This window comes from Algibacter miyuki, from assembly GCF_030409805.1.
Lineage (GTDB): Bacteria > Bacteroidota > Bacteroidia > Flavobacteriales > Flavobacteriaceae > Algibacter > Algibacter miyuki.
In genome coordinates this window covers 70,459-86,705 of sequence record NZ_JAUFQP010000013.1, presented here as the reverse complement: position 1 = coordinate 86,705, position 16,247 = coordinate 70,459, and the positions used below count along the sequence as shown (strand labels likewise).

Annotated in this window: 21 protein-coding genes; 2 read left to right on the top strand and 19 right to left on the bottom strand. The window is 35.2% G+C overall.

All coding sequences use genetic code 11. The annotated features are described in order from the left end of the window. Positions 1 to 5: 5 nt before the first annotated feature. From rpsH to rpsL, 19 genes are all read right to left on the bottom strand, one after another. Positions 6 to 404 (bottom strand): 30S ribosomal protein S8, encoded by a 399-nt coding sequence (gene rpsH / locus QWY92_RS12585; protein WP_290271806.1) that lies wholly within the window; start codon positions 402 to 404, stop codon positions 6 to 8. Positions 405 to 484: 80 nt separating this feature from the next. After that, positions 485 to 754: a 30S ribosomal protein S14 gene (gene rpsN / locus QWY92_RS12580; protein WP_290271804.1), complete on the bottom strand. Its 270-nt coding sequence runs from the start codon at positions 752 to 754 to the stop codon at positions 485 to 487. A 3-nt stretch (positions 755 to 757) separates the two neighbouring features. Beyond that, positions 758 to 1,309, bottom strand: a complete 552-nt coding sequence (rplE, locus tag QWY92_RS12575) for a 50S ribosomal protein L5 (protein WP_290271803.1) — start codon at positions 1,307 to 1,309, stop codon at positions 758 to 760. A gap of 2 nt (positions 1,310 to 1,311) precedes the next feature. Further along, complete coding sequence (gene rplX / locus QWY92_RS12570) at positions 1,312 to 1,623, bottom strand: 50S ribosomal protein L24 (RefSeq protein WP_042499137.1); 312 nt, start codon at positions 1,621 to 1,623, stop codon at positions 1,312 to 1,314. A 16-nt stretch (positions 1,624 to 1,639) separates the two neighbouring features. Further along, positions 1,640 to 2,008, bottom strand: a complete 369-nt coding sequence (rplN, locus tag QWY92_RS12565; protein ID WP_290271799.1) for a 50S ribosomal protein L14 — start codon at positions 2,006 to 2,008, stop codon at positions 1,640 to 1,642. 2 nt (positions 2,009 to 2,010) lie between these two features. Next, positions 2,011 to 2,268, bottom strand: a complete 258-nt coding sequence (rpsQ, locus tag QWY92_RS12560) for a 30S ribosomal protein S17 (protein ID WP_019386276.1) — start codon at positions 2,266 to 2,268, stop codon at positions 2,011 to 2,013. 12 nt (positions 2,269 to 2,280) lie between these two features. Further along, positions 2,281 to 2,472, bottom strand: a complete 192-nt coding sequence (rpmC, locus tag QWY92_RS12555; RefSeq protein ID WP_034043309.1) for a 50S ribosomal protein L29 — start codon at positions 2,470 to 2,472, stop codon at positions 2,281 to 2,283. Positions 2,473 to 2,485: 13 nt separating this feature from the next. After that, entirely contained in the window at positions 2,486 to 2,905 is a 420-nt protein-coding gene (gene rplP, locus QWY92_RS12550) for a 50S ribosomal protein L16 (protein WP_290271792.1), read from the bottom strand. A 21-nt stretch (positions 2,906 to 2,926) separates the two neighbouring features. Continuing rightward, positions 2,927 to 3,655 (bottom strand): 30S ribosomal protein S3, encoded by a 729-nt coding sequence (rpsC, locus tag QWY92_RS12545; RefSeq protein ID WP_067147346.1) that lies wholly within the window; start codon positions 3,653 to 3,655, stop codon positions 2,927 to 2,929. Positions 3,656 to 3,662: 7 nt separating this feature from the next. Further along, positions 3,663 to 4,070 (bottom strand): 50S ribosomal protein L22, encoded by a 408-nt coding sequence (rplV, locus tag QWY92_RS12540; RefSeq protein ID WP_158844918.1) that lies wholly within the window; start codon positions 4,068 to 4,070, stop codon positions 3,663 to 3,665. A 6-nt stretch (positions 4,071 to 4,076) separates the two neighbouring features. Then, positions 4,077 to 4,355: a 30S ribosomal protein S19 gene (gene rpsS / locus QWY92_RS12535; RefSeq protein ID WP_290271784.1), complete on the bottom strand. Its 279-nt coding sequence runs from the start codon at positions 4,353 to 4,355 to the stop codon at positions 4,077 to 4,079. A gap of 3 nt (positions 4,356 to 4,358) precedes the next feature. After that, positions 4,359 to 5,186 carry a 50S ribosomal protein L2 gene (gene rplB, locus QWY92_RS12530; protein WP_290271782.1) on the bottom strand — a complete coding sequence of 276 codons (828 nt, stop codon included), beginning with the start codon at positions 5,184 to 5,186 and terminating at the stop codon, positions 4,359 to 4,361. 10 nt (positions 5,187 to 5,196) lie between these two features. Next, positions 5,197 to 5,487: a 50S ribosomal protein L23 gene (gene rplW / locus QWY92_RS12525; protein ID WP_290271780.1), complete on the bottom strand. Its 291-nt coding sequence runs from the start codon at positions 5,485 to 5,487 to the stop codon at positions 5,197 to 5,199. A gap of 5 nt (positions 5,488 to 5,492) precedes the next feature. Beyond that, positions 5,493 to 6,122: a 50S ribosomal protein L4 gene (rplD, locus tag QWY92_RS12520; RefSeq protein ID WP_290271779.1), complete on the bottom strand. Its 630-nt coding sequence runs from the start codon at positions 6,120 to 6,122 to the stop codon at positions 5,493 to 5,495. Then, positions 6,122 to 6,739, bottom strand: coding sequence for a 50S ribosomal protein L3 (gene rplC, locus QWY92_RS12515; protein WP_290271777.1), 618 nt, complete (start codon positions 6,737 to 6,739; stop codon positions 6,122 to 6,124). The genes rplD and rplC overlap by 1 nt, the downstream gene beginning before the upstream one ends. A 415-nt stretch (positions 6,740 to 7,154) precedes the next feature. Continuing rightward, on the bottom strand, positions 7,155 to 7,460 hold the full coding sequence (gene rpsJ, locus QWY92_RS12510; protein ID WP_007650482.1) for a 30S ribosomal protein S10: 306 nt from the start codon (positions 7,458 to 7,460) through the stop codon (positions 7,155 to 7,157). Positions 7,461 to 7,472: 12 nt separating this feature from the next. Then, positions 7,473 to 9,599, bottom strand: a complete 2,127-nt coding sequence (gene fusA / locus QWY92_RS12505) for an elongation factor G (protein ID WP_290271775.1) — start codon at positions 9,597 to 9,599, stop codon at positions 7,473 to 7,475. Positions 9,600 to 9,602: 3 nt separating this feature from the next. Next, a complete protein-coding gene (rpsG, locus tag QWY92_RS12500; RefSeq protein ID WP_290271772.1) occupies positions 9,603 to 10,079 on the bottom strand; it encodes a 30S ribosomal protein S7 in 477 nt (158 codons plus the stop codon). 92 nt (positions 10,080 to 10,171) lie between these two features. Beyond that, complete coding sequence (gene rpsL, locus QWY92_RS12495) at positions 10,172 to 10,546, bottom strand: 30S ribosomal protein S12 (protein ID WP_008269190.1); 375 nt, start codon at positions 10,544 to 10,546, stop codon at positions 10,172 to 10,174. A 294-nt stretch (positions 10,547 to 10,840) separates the two neighbouring features. Here rpsL and QWY92_RS12490 point away from each other — a divergent pair, with 294 nt between their 5' ends. Both QWY92_RS12490 and QWY92_RS12485 read left to right on the top strand, forming a co-directional pair. Then, positions 10,841 to 12,535 (top strand): POTRA domain-containing protein, encoded by a 1,695-nt coding sequence (locus tag QWY92_RS12490; RefSeq protein ID WP_290271770.1) that lies wholly within the window; start codon positions 10,841 to 10,843, stop codon positions 12,533 to 12,535. A 454-nt stretch (positions 12,536 to 12,989) separates the two neighbouring features. After that, positions 12,990 to 16,241, top strand: coding sequence for a SusC/RagA family TonB-linked outer membrane protein (locus tag QWY92_RS12485; protein ID WP_290271767.1), 3,252 nt, complete (start codon positions 12,990 to 12,992; stop codon positions 16,239 to 16,241). Positions 16,242 to 16,247: the final 6 nt, after the last annotated feature.

The window sequence follows — 16,247 nt, the reverse complement described above, 5'->3', positions numbered from 1 at the left end:
AAAAATTAGTATACATAACATAAAACCTCACCACCTACATTATCTCTCTTAGCTTGTTTGCCTGTCATTACTCCGTGAGAAGTTGAAACGATAGCAATACCAAGACCATTTAAGATTCTAGGTAAATCATTAGAGCCTGAATACTTACGTAAACCTGGCGTACTAATACGTTGCAGTTTTTTAATTACTGGTTCTTTTGTTTCTTTGTTGTACTTAAGTGCTATTTTAATAGAACCTTGTACTGAAGAGTCATCAAATTTGTAACTTAAAATATATCCTTGTTCGAATAATATTTTAGTGATGTCTTTTTTTAAATTAGACGCAGGGATCTCCACAACTCTGTGGTTCGCTCTCACGGCGTTTCTAATTCGTGTCAAATAATCCGCAATTGGATCTGAGTACATAATGAATTGATTTTGTGATTTTGGTTTTCGTCCCGACCTTTATCGGGATCGAACCTGAAATCTGATTATTTAATATAATATTACCAACTAGCTTTTCTTACACCTGGGATAAGACCTTGATTGGCCATCTCTCTGAATGTTACACGAGATAAACCAAAGGTTCTCATATATCCTTTTGGTCTTCCTGTTAATTTACATCTATTATGTTGACGAATAGGAGATGCATTTTTAGGTAACTTTTGTAATGCTTCATAATCACCAGCTTCTTTCAAAGCTTTGCGTTTTTCAGCATATTTAGCTACTGTTTTTGATCTTTTCACCTCACGGGCTTTCATTGATTCTTTAGCCATGTCTTAGTTCTTTTGAAAAGGTAATCCTAATTCGGTTAATAATGATTTTGCTTCTTTATCAGTCGCGGCAGTGGTTACAAATGTAATATCCATACCTGAGATTTTATTAACTTTGTCAATATTTATCTCTGGAAATATAATTTGTTCAGTAACTCCTAAGTTGTAGTTACCACGTCCGTCAAATCCTGTAGCTCTAATTCCGTTAAAATCTCTTACACGTGGAAGTGCAGAAGTAACTAAACGATCTAAAAACTCGTACATACGTTCACCACGTAAAGTAACTTTTGCCCCAATTGGCATACCTTTACGTAATTTAAACGTTGCAACATCCTTTTTAGATAATGTTGAAATAGCTTTTTGTCCAGATATAGTGGTTAATTCTTCTACTGCGTAGTCGATTAACTTCTTGTCTGCAACGGCAGCACCTACACCTTTAGATATTACTATCTTAGTCAGTTTAGGAACTTGCATTACATTCTTATACCCAAATTCGTCTGTAAGAGCTGCAATTACTTTGCCTTTATACTCTTCTTTAAGTCTTGGTGAATATGCCATAACTATATTACTTCATTAGATTTTAATGAAAATCTTACTTTTTTGTCGCCTTCTACTCTATAACCAACTCTCGTTGCTTCTCCTTTCGAAGTTAGCAAAGATAAGTTAGAAATATGAATAGCTGCTTCTTTTTCTACGATTCCTCCTTGAGGATTTTGTGCACTTGGTTTAGTATGTTTCTTCACCATGTTTACACCCTCAACAATCGCTTTGTTCTTCTCTATTAATACTTTTTGAACCGTACCTTCAGATCCTTTGTGATCTCCAGCAATAACTCTTACAGTATCTCCAGTTTTTATTTTAAGCTTTCCCATCTTAATATTTTCTGTATTAAAGCACCTCTGGTGCTAATGATACAATCTTCATGAATGATCTATCACGAAGCTCTCTAGCAACAGGACCAAAAACACGTGTTCCTCTCATCTCACCCGTTGGGTTTAATAAAACACAAGCGTTATCGTCAAATCTTATATAAGATCCGTCTGGTCTTCTTACTTCCTTCTTAGTACGTACAACAACTGCTGTAGAAACTGCTTTTTTCTTAATGTTTCCATTAGGAGTTGCATCCTTTACTGAAACAACAATTTTGTCTCCTACAGAAGCATATCTTCTTTTAGTACCGCCTAATACACGGATAACTAAAACCTCTTTTGCTCCAGTGTTGTCTGCTACCTTTAATCTTGATTCTTGTTGTAACATAATTATTTAGCTCTTTCTAGGATTTCTACTAATCTCCAACATTTAGATTTAGATAAAGGTCTTGTTTCCATGATCTTTACTGTATCACCAATGTTACAGTCGTTTGTTTCGTCGTGTGCTACGTACTTTTTCGTTTTTAATACGAATTTTCCATACATAGGATGTTTTACTTTTTTAACTTCTGCAACAACTATTGATTTTTGCATTTTGTTACTAGTAACAACTCCTATACGTTCTTTTCTTAAATTTCTTGTTTCCATCTTTCAGCAGAATTATTGTAATTCTCTTTTAGTTAATTCGGTCGCAATTCTAGCTACAGTTCTTCTTATAGAACGTAATTGAATTGGATTTTCTAAAGGAGATATTGCATGAGCCAATTTTAGGTCTGAATAACTCTTTTTTGTTTCACCAAGTTTCTCTTGTAACTCAGCTACAGATAATTCTTTAATTTCTGATTGTTTCATAATATCAAATAAATTATGCTTCGTAATCTCTAGCGATTAAAAACTTAGTTTTTACAGGTAGTTTTTGTGCGGCTAAACGTAATGCTTCTTTTGCAACGTCTAAAGGCACTCCACCTATTTCAAATAATACTCTTCCTGGCTTAACAACAGCTACCCAATATTCAACGGCACCTTTACCTTTACCCATACGTACTTCAAGAGGTTTCTTTGTGATAGGCTTGTCTGGAAAAATTTTGATCCAAAGTTGCCCTTCTCTTTTCATGTAACGTGTAGCGGCAATACGAGCTGCTTCAATTTGACGTGATGTTAAAAAATTCGAGTCTAACGATTTTATTCCAAAGGTACCGCTTGATAGTAAATGCCCTCTTCCGGCATTACCTTTCATACGTCCTTTTTGCTGTTTACGAAATTTTGTTCTTTTAGGCTGTAACATTTTTCTTTACTTTATAAAAAATTACTTTCTGCGACGAGGTTTGTTATCTCTGTTTCCGCCACGTCCTCCGGCTCCACCTTTTCCTTGCTTCTTAGATAATCCAACAAGCGGAGAAAGTTCTCTTTTACCATATACTTCACCTTTCATGATCCATACTTTAACACCCAATCTACCATAAGTAGTGTGCGCCTCAACTAAAGCATAATCGATATCGGCTCTAAAGGTTGATAAAGGAATACGTCCTTCTTTGTAGTGTTCAGAACGTGCCATTTCAGCACCATTTAAACGACCACTAATTTGGATTTTAATTCCTTCAGCGTTCATACGCATTGTAGCAGCAATAGCCATCTTAATTGCACGTCTGTATGAAATTCTATTTTCAATTTGACGAGCGATGCTTGATCCTACTAAAAATGCATCAAGTTCAGGTCTTTTAATTTCAAAGATATTAATCTGAACTTCCTTTCCAGTAATTTTCTTAAGTTCTTCTTTTAACTTGTCTACCTCTTGACCGCCTTTACCAATAATGATACCTGGGCGAGCCGTTGTGATAGTAACGGTTACAAGTTTAAGAGTTCTTTCGATAATTACTCTACTAACACTAGCTTTAGATAAACGTGCATGAACGTATTTTCTAATTTTATCGTCTTCGGCAAGCTTATCTCCATAATCATTACCTCCGTACCAGTTAGATTCCCATCCTCTGATAATACCTAAGCGATTCCCGATTGGATTTGTTTTTTGTCCCATATCTATCTTAGCTTTGTGTGTTATTTTTTGCTCCAACAACGATTGTTACGTGGTTAGAACGTTTTCTAATTCTGTGTGCACGACCTTGAGGTGCTGGACGTAATCTTTTTAACATAGATCCGCTGTCAACAGTTATCTCTTTTACGATCAATTCAGCCTCTTCAATATTAGCTTCTTCGTTTTTAGCTTGCCAGTTTGCAATTGCAGACAGTAACAATTTCTCTAAACGACCAGAAGCTTCCTTTTGGTTGAATTTTAATATATTAAGTGCATGTTCTACCTTTTCGCCTCTTACTAAATCGGCTACTAAGCGCATTTTTCTCGGTGATGTAGGACAGTTATTAAGTTTAGCAAAAGCAACGTGTTTTTTTGCTTCCTTAATAGCGTCTGCCATTTGTTTTTTACGACTTCCCATAGCTTACTACTTTTTACCTTTATTTTTAGCACCTGCGTGTCCACGGAATGAACGTGTTGGTGAAAATTCTCCTAATTTATGACCTACCATGTTCTCAGTAACATATACTGGTACAAATTGACGGCCATTGTGTACTGCGATTGTTTGTCCAACAAAATCCGGAGTAATCATAGAGGCTCTAGACCACGTTTTGATTACTGTCTTCTTATTGTTTTCAACATTTACAGCGACTTTTCTCTCTAATTTATAATGAACGTAAGGTCCTTTTTTTAATGATCTTGCCATGTCTTATTTCTTTCTACGTTCTACAATATATTTATTACTTGCTTTGGTCTTAGAACGGGTTCTGAAACCTTTAGCTGGTATACCGTTTCTAGAACGAGGATGTCCACCTGAAGATTTACCTTCACCACCACCCATTGGGTGATCAACCGGATTCATTACTACTGGTCTTGTACGTGGTCTTCTACCTAACCATCTTGTTCTACCTGCTTTACCACCTACTAATAATTGGTGATCAGAATTAGATACAACACCGATAGTTGCCATACAGTTAACAAGAATTAATCTTGTTTCACCAGAAGGTAATTTTACCGTAGCAAACTTACCATCTCTTGCCATTAATTGAGCAAATGCACCAGCACTACGCGCCATAACAGCACCTTGACCTGGACGTAACTCAACACATGAGATAATTGTTCCTAATGGAATTTCACTTAATGGCATTGCATTTCCAATTTCTGGAGCAATACCTTCTTGACCAGATACTACATTTTGCCCAACCTGAAGTCCATTTTGTGCAATAATGTATCTTTTCTCGCCATCTTGATAATTCAATAATGCAATAAAAGCTGTTCTGTTTGGATCGTATTGAATAGAAGCTACTTCACCAGGAATCCCAGCTTTGTCTCTTTTAAAATCGATAATACGATACTTTCTTTTATGACCACCACCAATGTAGCGCATAGTCATTTTTCCTTCACTGTTTCTACCACCAGACCTTTTGTTCGGAACGAGTAAACTCTTTTCCGGCTTATCAGTAGTAATGGCATCATAGCCGTTTACTACTCTAAATCGCTGTCCTGGTGTGATTGGTTTTAATTTTCTTACTGACATCTGTCTTTAATTACATGTTACTGTATAAATCAATCATTTCACCTTCCGCCAGTTGTACAATTGCTTTTTTAACAGCATTTGTTTTACCATGTTGAATACCAGTTTTAGTAAACTTGGTACTACGATCTGGACGGACATTTATAGTACGAACTTTTTCAACAGAAACACCATAAGCAGCTTCCACCGCTTTTTTGATTTCTACCTTGTTCGCCTTCGTCTTCACTGCGAAAGTATAGCAGTTTCTTAACTCGCTATCTGCTGTCGCTTTTTCTGTGATTATAGGTTTAATTAAGATACTCATTGTTTCTATTTACTTAAGTTTGATTCAATTCCTTCTAAAGCGCCTTCTAAAAGGATCACTTGATTTGCGTTTAAAATCTTGTAAGTGCTTATTTCTGAACTAGTTATAACTTCAGAACCTTTTAAATTGCGTGACGACAAATATACGTTTTTATTCGACTCACCCAACACAAACAATGACTTTTTGCTCTCTAAGCCTAAGGCTTTAAGCACTGCTGTAAAGTTTTTTGTTTTTGGAGATTCAAAACTGAAATCTTCTAAAACAACTACTGACTTTTCGCTTGCTTTAATACTTAATGCTGATTTACGCGCTAAACGCTTAAGGCTTTTATTAAGTTTGAAGCTGTAATTTCTAGGTCTTGGACCGAACATACGACCACCACCTTTAAATACACCAGACTTAATAGAACCTGCTCTAGCTGTACCAGTTCCTTTTTGCTTTTTAATCTTACGTGTACTACCAGCGATCTCAGCTCTTTCTTTAGCTTTGTGAGTTCCCTGACGTTGGTTTGCTAAGTATTGCTTAACATCCAAGTATACAGCGTGATTATTAGGCTCAATAGCGAACACATCTTGAGAAAGCTCTGCTTGTCTACCTGTGTCTTTTCCGTTTATATCTAAAACTGCTACTTTCATTATTTTCTAATAATTACATAAGAGTTTTTATGGCCAGGAACACATCCTTTAACCACAAGTAGATTCTTTTCAGCTACTACTTTTAAAACTTTTAAATTTTGAACTTTAACTGTGTCTCCACCCATTCTACCTGCCATTTTCATGCCTTTAAAAACACGAGCAGGATAAGATGCAGCTCCAATAGATCCCGGTGCTCTTAAACGGTTATGTTGACCGTGAGTAGCTTGACCTACACCACCGAAACCATGACGTTTTACAACCCCTTGAAATCCTTTACCTTTAGATGTTCCTGCTACATCAACAAATTCACCTTCGGTGAAATGATCAACAGTGATTGCATCTCCTAATTTGTACTCCGCATCAAAACTTTTGAATTCTACGATTTTGCGTTTTACAGAAGTACCCGCTTTTTTAGCATGACCTAAGTCTGCTTTAGTAGCGCTTTTTTCTGTCGCGTCATCGAAACCAAGTTGAATAGCTTTATAGCCGTCAACCTCTTCAGTTCTGACTTGGGTAACGATACATGGTCCAGCTTCGATTACTGTACATGGCATATTTTTACCATTTTCATCGAAAATGCTGGTCATACCGATTTTCTTTCCAATTAACCCAGACATATTTAATTATTTATTAATGATTTACTATTTATTAAAAACATTTAAGGCTGAAATACGTTTCAGCCTTGAAGTGTATTTTTACCGTTTTTCCCGCAACCGCATTGGTGGGACATGTAAATACGGTGTTCATTTCCGCATTTTAAGTGTGCAAATGTAGTTATTAATTTCGGTTTAAAAAAATGATTTTCAATTAATTCCGAAGAAAGCTGTTATCTACCCCGTTTATCCTTGAATATTTAATAACTATACCCCGTTTTACAACTACAATTCTTAACTTACTTATGCTTATGTTATTAGAGATAACGCCAGTAAATTATTGTTTTTCAAATGACTTTAAAGCAAAAAAAGCACCAAAATAATTTCTTATCCTGATGCTTAATTTATTTATGTATTACAAGTTAACCTTGCAATATACTTAAACTTTAATCTCTACTTCAACACCAGAAGGTAACTCTAATTTCATTAGAGCATCAATGGTTTTAGAAGATGAAGAGTAGATATCTAATAATCTCTTGTAAGAGCTTAATTGAAATTGTTCTCTAGACTTCTTGTTAACGTGAGGTGAACGTAATACAGTGAAAATTTTCTTGTGTGTTGGTAATGGAATTGGACCAGTTACTACAGCACCTGTACTTTTTACGGTTTTTACAATCTTATCAGCAGACTTGTCTACTAAGTTATGATCGTAAGACTTTAATTTTATTCTAATTTTTTGACTCATTTTCTTAACTTTTTAAGATTGTTCTCCTTTAGCAGCTTTTATCACTTCTTCTGATACGTTAGAAGGTGTTTCAGCATAGTGTGAAAATTCCATTGTTGACGTTGCACGACCTGAAGATAATGTTCTTAAAGTAGTTACATAACCAAACATCTCTGATAATGGCACAGTTGCTTTTACAGTTTTTGCACCAGCTCTGTCACCCATATCGCTCATTTGACCTCTACGACGGTTTAAATCTCCAACAATGTCACCCATGTTTTCTTCAGGAGTAATTACCTCAAGTTTCATGATTGGTTCCATGATTACAGCTTTAGCAGCCTTAGCACAGTTTTTGAATCCTAACTTAGCAGCCAATTCGAAAGATAGTTGATCCGAATCCACATCGTGGTAAGATCCATCTCTCAATGTTACTTTCATAGCATCGATTTCATAACCTGCTAATGGTCCGTTTACCATAGCCATTTTGAATCCTTTTTCAATAGAAGGGATAAATTCCTTAGGAACGTTACCACCTTTAATTACAGATTCAAATTGAAGTCCTACTACACCTTCATCAGCTGGTTCTACCGTAAACACGATATCAGCAAATTTACCACGACCACCAGATTGTTTCTTATAAACTTCTCTATGATCAGCAGCTTGTGTAATAGCCTCTTTATACTCTACTTGTGGTTGTCCTTGGTTTACTTCAACCTTGAACTCACGACGTAAACGATCTACAATTACATCTAAGTGTAACTCACCCATTCCAGAAATAATAGTCTGTCCTGAAGCTTCGTCTGAACGTACAGTAAATGTAGGATCTTCTTCAGCTAATTTAGCTAAGCCCATACCTAATTTATCAACATCTGCTTTAGTTTTAGGCTCTACTGCGATACCAATTACGGGATCTGGAAAGTCCATTGATTCTAAAACAATAGGATGTTCTTGTGATGATAATGTATCTCCTGTTTTGATAGATTTAAATCCAACAGCAGCTCCAATATCTCCAGCTTCGATAAAATCAATTGCATTTTGCTTGTTAGCGTGCATTTGATAGATACGAGAAATACGTTCTTTTTTACCTGAACGGTTGTTTAAAACATAAGATCCAGCGTCTAGACGACCAGAGTATGCTCTAAAGAATGCTAAACGACCTACAAAAGGATCGGTAGCAATTTTAAATGCTAATGCAGCGAAAGGCTCATCAACACTAGGCTTACGTAATTCTTCTTTTTCAGTATCAGGATTCATTCCTCTAATACCTTCCTTATCCATTGGAGAAGGTAAGTAACGACAAACGGCATCTAATAAGAATTGTACACCTTTATTTTTGAAAGCAGAACCACAAATCATAGGAATGATAGCCATATCCATTACAGCAGCTCTAAGTGCAGCATGCACTTCGTCTTCAGTAATAGAATCTTCATCTTCCATGAATTTTTCTAATAAGTTCTCATCGTAACCAGCCACTTCTTCAATAAGTAGTGCACGGTATTTACGAGCTTCTTCTTTTAAATCTTCAGGAATCTCAATAACATCAAAAGTTGCTCCTTGAGTATCATCATGCCATACAATAGCACGATTTTTCACTAAATCAATAATACCTTTAAAATCATCTTCGTCACCAATGTTTAAAACGATTGGCACCGCGTTAGATTTTAACATATCTTTTACTTGTTGACAAACACTTAAAAAATCAGACCCTTGACGGTCCATTTTATTTACGAAACCAATTCTTGGCACCTTATAGTTGTCTGCAAGTCTCCAGTTAGTTTCAGATTGTGGCTCAACACCATCTACCGCACTAAATAAGAATACTAAACCATCCAATACACGTAAAGATCTATTTACTTCAACAGTAAAATCTACGTGACCAGGAGTATCAATAATATTAAAGTGGTAATCTTGTGCATCAGCAGTTGGCTCACCATTTTCCATTGGAAATTTCCACTCACAAGTTGTAGCAGCAGAAGTAATCGTGATACCACGTTCTTGTTCTTGCTCCATCCAGTCCATTGTTGCAGCACCATCATGTACTTCACCAATTTTATGAGAAACTCCTGTATAATAAAGTATACGCTCTGTAGTTGTAGTTTTTCCTGCATCAATGTGTGCAGCAATACCTATATTTCTTGTTAATCTTAAATCTCTTGCCATGTCTTAGAATCTAAAGTGAGAGAATGCTTTGTTAGCTTCTGCCATTTTGTGAGTATCAACTCTTTTCTTTACTGCCGCTCCTTCTTCTTTAGCTGCTGCTAAAACTTCTGAGGCTAAACGTAATGCCATAGATTTTTCGTTTCTTTTACGAGAATAGCTAATTAGCCATTTCATTGCAGTAGAAACCTTACGGTCTGGGCGTATTTGCATTGGAATTTGAAATGTTGCTCCACCTACTCTACGACTACGTACTTCTACGTGAGGCATAACGTTAGATAAGGCATCTTTCCAAACTTCTAAAGCTGTTTTTTCTTCGTCAGTCTTTTTTTCTTCTACAATGGCAATCGCATCATAAAATACTTTAAAAGCTATTGACTTTTTGCCGTCCCACATCATCATGTTAACGAAACGAGTTACTAACTGGTCGTTAAACTTTGGATCTGGTAAAAGCGGTCTTTTTTTCGCTGCTCTTTTTCTCATGTCTTCTTTTTGAGTTTTTTAGTTATTGGTTATGGGTTGATTGTTATAGTGTTGCCACCATTAACTTTCAACTTAAAACGTCAAACCTTGTTTTACTTCTTAGGGCGTTTTGCACCATACTTAGATCTACGTTGCGTTCTACCTGCTACACCTGCTGTGTCTAAGGCACCACGTACAATGTGATATCTAACTCCTGGTAAATCTTTTACCCTTCCACCTCTAACCAATACTATCGAGTGCTCTTGTAAATTGTGACCTTCACCACCGATGTATGCATTAACCTCGTTACCGTTTGTTAGACGAACCCTTGCTACCTTACGCATTGCTGAGTTTGGTTTTTTTGGAGTTGTCGTGTAAACACGAGTACACACACCACGTCGTTGTGGACACGAATCTAAAGCAGCCGATTTACTCTTCTTGGTTATTTTGGCTCTTCCTTTTCGTACTAATTGTGAAATTGTTGGCATATATATTATATATAAATTTTAAAATCCTCTTCTAAGAGGGCTGCAAAGGTAGAAATTAAAATTTATTATTCAAACCCTAATTCATTAATTTTTAAGAGTTTTCAAAAAAAGAGCCCTTTCAGATATTAATTATGTACTTTTTCCGTTAGTTTTACAACTAGAAATAGATATGGACTGAATATTCCAAGACCTATCATATTCAGTAAAAAACAAGGTCAATTAAAGTATTAATTCTCAAAAATCACAATCGATATTTACAAAAACCGTCTAGTACTAAAAACGATTAATTAAATTGTGCAAAAACAAACAGCCTTACTCCTATTTATACTTTTTCTTTTTTCTTCGGAAATATTTTGCCAAACCTTATACCTAAAAATTAACGGCAGTAACGAGGCAGCAACACAAACTATCGATTCCTTAAACTACATTAAAACCCATCAGGATTTCTCTTCAATTTCTTCGGAAGTCGCATTTATTCAAAGTGCTCTTTTTAAACAAGGCTATATTGAACATGAAGCGGATGAAATATCAAAAATAAATGACTCTACTTTTTCAACTTCAATCCGGTTAAAAAGAAAATTTAACACCATACATATATATTATGATAGCGCTATTATTGACAAATCGTTATTAAACCATATAAGCACCTCCGTTTTTGATTCTTATTTTGAATTGCCCTTTACAGAAGTAGCATCGGCTTTAACATACATAAATTCTAAAATCTCGGAAAACGGATTTCCTTTTTCAAAATTGAAGCTTTCCAATATTGCTATTGAAGACGAAACCTATTTATCGGCCAAACTCTATATTGATACGCCCGAACAGAAACGCTATATCAGCGACATCATTATTAAAGGTTACGAGAAATTCCCGCGTTCTTATTTAAAACATTATTTAAAAATAAAAAAAGGACAAGTTTTCGACTTAAATACTATTAAAACTAAAACCGAGCAGCTTAACGATTTAAACTTTGCAAGCCAGATAAAATCTCCAGAAGTTCTATTTACAAAAGATTCTACCGCGCTATACCTTTATTTGGAAAAACAACAAAGTAACAGTTTTGATGGTTTTTTAGGTTTTGGCACCAACGAAGATACCAACGCGATTGAGTTTGATGGTTATTTAAATTTAAGCTTGAATAATAATTTAAACTTTGGCGAATCGTTTCGTTTACTTTACAAAAGCGACGAGAACGATCAAAAAACATTCGATGCCAACATCACGTTGCCCTATTTATTTAAAACACCTATTGGAGCCGATTTTCAATTACGCATTTTTAAACGCGACTCATCATTTACTACCGTAAATCAATCTGCTAAACTTCATTATCAAATAAATTCTAAACATAAAGTTTATGCCGGGCTTACCTATTTAGAATCTAATAATTTACTTTCTGAAACGTCTACATTTAACATTCAAGATTATAAAACATCTTTTTACACTTTCGCTTACCAATATATTAGGCCACAAACTACAAACCAGTTATTCCCTATTAACAGCAATTTGTATTTTGAATCTAATTTCGGAAACAGAAAACAAACAAATACATCGCAAAAACAATCTCAACTCTCAATTGATGCCTTTAAAATAATCAACTTAAATCAAAAAAACAGTTTTTACACACGTATTAATGGGGCTGTTTTAACTTCGGATGATTATTTAGAAAACGAACTATCAAGATTTGGCGGTATTAATTCTATAAGAGGTTTTGAAGAAAACAGTCTATACGCCTCACTTTATGGTTTAGTCAATACTGAATATAGATATCAATTAAGTAACTCCATTTATATTCATTCTATAACGGACATAGCTTACTTTGAAAACAAAATATTAAAAACGAAAGAAAAGCTTTATGGGTACGGCTTTGGTTTTGGATTATTAACCAAAGCTGGCCTTTTTAAGCTAAACTATGCCAACGGCAAATTACAAAATGAGAAGTTTGAGCTATCAAACTCTAAAATTCATATAAGTTTGACAACAGATTTTTAATAAAAACAGTCTAAATACGTTGGACTTTAATAGACTATAAGCCAATATTACTAATAAAAACAAACAACAGCACACGTAGTAAGCATACCTCTTCACCAAAACACCTCACAACAACCTCTTCAAAAACAATATATTACACAATTTAAACGAGTCGATTCAAACAACCTCAAAACCTTAATTTTCCAAATTAATTATTTTTTTAGTTGTTTGAATTAATAACCACATCCGTAAGAAAAAACACCAGTACTTCAATTTAAAATCGACACAATTACACCTTAGTAGGAAAAATCAACTATTAAGATACAGTTATCCCGTAAATCAATTACGAATATTAAACGAAAACCTTTAATTTTATTTAAATATCACAACCAAAAATTAAACTTTAACGACAATTTGTTGTTTTATTAACATTTTATTAGGATTTTTGATACTAACTAACTCAAATATTTATAAAATGAAAACAAAGTTCAGTGGAATGCTAACGCTATTACTAGCGTTGGTTGTGCAACTTACGTTTGCGCAAGAAAAGACAATCTCAGGTACGGTATCGGATCCTGCCGGCTTACCTTTACCGGGAGCCACAGTCTTATTAAAAGGAACAACACAAGGTACATCGACCGATTTCGATGGAAACTATTCAATTACAGCCAACCAAGGAGCAACCTTAGTTATTAGCTTTGTTGGTTACACTACAAAAGAAGTTGTAATAGCAGCCTCTAACAAGATCAATGTTAGTTTAAGTGAAGATGCAGAATCTTTAGACGAAGTTGTTGTAACTGCTCTTGGTATTAAAAGAAGTAAAAAATCTTTAGGATACGCAACTCAAGAAATTGGAGGAGAAGAGCTTTCAACAGTGAAAGAAGCGAATGTACTTAACCAGCTTTCTGGTAAAGTAGCTGGTCTTTCTATTCAAAGAACAAACAACCTTGGTGGTTCTACCAATGTTGTTATTCGTGGACAAACGTCTCTAACAGGGTCTAATCAGGCTTTATTTGTTATCGATGGTGTTCCAATTTCTAACAGAAACACAAACACAGGTACACAAGCACAGGGTGCAACTGGATACGATTACGGAAATCCGGTTTCCGACCTTAACCCAGATGATATCGAATCTATGAACGTCCTTAAAGGTTCTGCTGCAACAGCATTATACGGTTCTAGAGCTTCAAATGGTGTAATTGTTATTAATACTAAAAAAGGTAAAGGGAGCAATTCAAAAGATTATTCAATAACCATATCTTCTAACGCAAGTATTAGTAGTATTGACAGAAGTACTTTTCCTGAATTCCAAACAGGATACGGCGCTGGTTACGGTGGAAATGATTACAACTTTACGCCTTCAGATTTCAACGGAGACAACATTGATGATAATTATGCTAACGTAAATGATGATGCATCATACGGACCAAAATTCGATTCAAGTTTGAACTTAATTCAATGGGATGCACTTTACCCACAATTAGACACTTATGGTGTTGCAAGACCTTGGGAAGCAACAAAGAATGGACCATTAACCTTTTTTGAAACTCCAACGTCTTTTACAAACTCGGTTTCGGTATCAAAAAGATTCGACGCTGGATCATTTAGACTATCATACTCTAATTATGATGCTAGTGGTTTACTGCCTAATAGTTCTCAAAACAAAAACACATTCTCTTTAGCTACAACAGCTCAGTTAACAGACAAACTTGAAGCAACAGGGTATGCAACATACATAAACACTGAAACTGTAGGTAGAAACTCCACAGGATACAATGATAACATTGTTGGTTTTATGCGTCAATGGGGACAAAATAACGTTGATTACCAAAAACAAAGAGAAGCTTATTTTCAAACAGGTGAAAACATTACATGGAATCCAAAATCACCAACAGATTTAACACCTATATATTGGGATAACCCATATTGGACACGTTACGAAAACTTCCAAAGTGATGGTAGAAACAGATTTACTGGATATGCCCAATTGAAATACGACATCGTAGAAAACCTGAGCATAACAGGAAAAGCCTCTGTAGATCAATATAGCGAAATACAAGAAGAGCGAAGAGCTGTTGGATCTGTACCAACTGCTTTTGGTATCAATGAAGGAAGTGACGGTAGTTATAATAGAAATGATCAAACTTCAGGATACTTAAGAAGAAATATTAATTCTAGAGAAACAAATTTAGACGTGATATTGAATTACTCTAAAGATATTACTGATGATTTAGATTTTAGCGCATTCTTAGGAGGAAACCTTAGAAGCAGTACGCTAAACATGGTTACAGCAGCAACAAATGGTGGGCTTAAGGTACCTGGAGTATATTCACTTCAAAACTCAACCGATGCATTACCTAACCCTAAAGAAAGGGATGAAATTATAGAAGTTCAAAGTTTTTTTGCAGGTGCAACGCTTGGGTATAAAAATTTCTTATTCTTAGAAGGTACCTTACGTAGAGACAAAACATCTACATTACCTGCTGCAAACAACTCCTACTACTACCCTGCAGTTTCAGGATCTTACATCTTTTCTCAAAATATAGATGTTCCTGCCATTAAGTTTGGTAAATTAAGAGCTAACTGGGCACAAATTGGAAACGCTACAGGTTTCGATCAAATTAATGATACCTACACCAGCTTAACATCTTTCCAAGGAAACGCAGCTGCTGCAGTAAGTAATTCTAAGAAAAACCCAGATTTAAAACCAGAAATTTCAAGATCTTACGAAATTGGTTTAGAAATGAAATTTTTAGAAAAAGCAAATCTTGGTTTTGATATTGCTTACTACAAAACAAATACAACAGATCAAATTGTACCAGTTTCTGTAAGTGAAACCACAGGATACTTAAGTAAAATTATTAATGCAGGTGAATTAGAAAATAAAGGTATTGAGTTATCTGCTTTCACTGAACTAGATATTACTGACGATTTTAAATGGAGAGTTAACGTAAACTGGTCTAAAAATAAAAACACAGTTCTATCTTTAGCTGAAGGATTAGACGAACTACTTCTTGGTTCTTTTAACGCTCAGGTTGTTGCCAGAATTGGTGAATCTTACGGTGCTTTAAAAGGAGACACCTATACATATCATGAAAATGGCCAAAAAATAATAGATGAAGATGGTATTCCTGTAGCTACTGCTTCAGATCAAATTATTGGTAACGGTAATCCTGATTGGTTAGGAGGTATTAGAAATACGCTTTCTTATCAAAACTTAACATTTAGCTTCTTTATAGATATTAGAAGCGGTGGAGATATGTTCTCTTTAGATCAACGTTATGGGCAAGCGACAGGAGTTTTGGCGAGTTCAGACTTTATTAACGATTTAGGAAACCCTGTAAGAAACACTCTAACTAATGGTGGTGGATTTGTTTACGAAGGTGTTTTAGCCGATGGAACACCAAACACAACAAGATTAGACGCTAGTGGTTTTGGTAGCACAGGTTACCAAACACTGCCTTTAAGCGAGTTTGTTTACGATGCTTCTTTTGTTAAATTACGTGAAGCTAGTTTATCATATAACTTCCCTAAAGATATTACAACCAAGTTAGCATTAGATAATCTATCTGTAACATTGGTAGGTTCTAACTTATGGATTATACATAAAAACATTCCTGATGCAGATCCTGAAACAGGTTTTGGTGCTGGTAACATCCAAGGTCTTTCATCTGGATCATTACCTACTACGAAGAACTACGCACTTAATGTTAAACTTCAATTTTAATACATA

What these genes read in the sequence shown, in the direction of transcription:
- rpsH (WP_290271806.1), bottom strand. Translation starts at nt 404, where the DNA reads ATGTACTCAGATCCAATTGCGGATTATTTGACACGAATTAGAAACGCC.
- rpsN (WP_290271804.1), bottom strand. Translation starts at nt 754, where the DNA reads ATGGCTAAAGAATCAATGAAAGCCCGTGAGGTGAAAAGATCAAAAACA.
- rplE (WP_290271803.1), bottom strand. Translation starts at nt 1,309, where the DNA reads ATGGCATATTCACCAAGACTTAAAGAAGAGTATAAAGGCAAAGTAATT.
- rplX (WP_042499137.1), bottom strand. Translation starts at nt 1,623, where the DNA reads ATGGGAAAGCTTAAAATAAAAACTGGAGATACTGTAAGAGTTATTGCT.
- rplN (WP_290271799.1), bottom strand. Translation starts at nt 2,008, where the DNA reads ATGTTACAACAAGAATCAAGATTAAAGGTAGCAGACAACACTGGAGCA.
- rpsQ (WP_019386276.1), bottom strand. Translation starts at nt 2,268, where the DNA reads ATGGAAACAAGAAATTTAAGAAAAGAACGTATAGGAGTTGTTACTAGT.
- rpmC (WP_034043309.1), bottom strand. Translation starts at nt 2,472, where the DNA reads ATGAAACAATCAGAAATTAAAGAATTATCTGTAGCTGAGTTACAAGAG.
- rplP (WP_290271792.1), bottom strand. Translation starts at nt 2,905, where the DNA reads ATGTTACAGCCTAAAAGAACAAAATTTCGTAAACAGCAAAAAGGACGT.
- rpsC (WP_067147346.1), bottom strand. Translation starts at nt 3,655, where the DNA reads ATGGGACAAAAAACAAATCCAATCGGGAATCGCTTAGGTATTATCAGA.
- rplV (WP_158844918.1), bottom strand. Translation starts at nt 4,070, where the DNA reads ATGGGAAGTCGTAAAAAACAAATGGCAGACGCTATTAAGGAAGCAAAA.
- rpsS (WP_290271784.1), bottom strand. Translation starts at nt 4,355, where the DNA reads ATGGCAAGATCATTAAAAAAAGGACCTTACGTTCATTATAAATTAGAG.
- rplB (WP_290271782.1), bottom strand. Translation starts at nt 5,186, where the DNA reads ATGTCAGTAAGAAAATTAAAACCAATCACACCAGGACAGCGATTTAGA.
- rplW (WP_290271780.1), bottom strand. Translation starts at nt 5,487, where the DNA reads ATGAGTATCTTAATTAAACCTATAATCACAGAAAAAGCGACAGCAGAT.
- rplD (WP_290271779.1), bottom strand. Translation starts at nt 6,122, where the DNA reads ATGAAAGTAGCAGTTTTAGATATAAACGGAAAAGACACAGGTAGACAA.
- rplC (WP_290271777.1), bottom strand. Translation starts at nt 6,739, where the DNA reads ATGTCTGGGTTAATTGGAAAGAAAATCGGTATGACCAGCATTTTCGAT.
- rpsJ (WP_007650482.1), bottom strand. Translation starts at nt 7,460, where the DNA reads ATGAGTCAAAAAATTAGAATAAAATTAAAGTCTTACGATCATAACTTA.
- fusA (WP_290271775.1), bottom strand. Translation starts at nt 9,599, where the DNA reads ATGGCAAGAGATTTAAGATTAACAAGAAATATAGGTATTGCTGCACAC.
- rpsG (WP_290271772.1), bottom strand. Translation starts at nt 10,079, where the DNA reads ATGAGAAAAAGAGCAGCGAAAAAAAGACCGCTTTTACCAGATCCAAAG.
- rpsL (WP_008269190.1), bottom strand. Translation starts at nt 10,546, where the DNA reads ATGCCAACAATTTCACAATTAGTACGAAAAGGAAGAGCCAAAATAACC.
- QWY92_RS12485 (WP_290271767.1), top strand. Translation starts at nt 12,990, where the DNA reads ATGAAAACAAAGTTCAGTGGAATGCTAACGCTATTACTAGCGTTGGTT.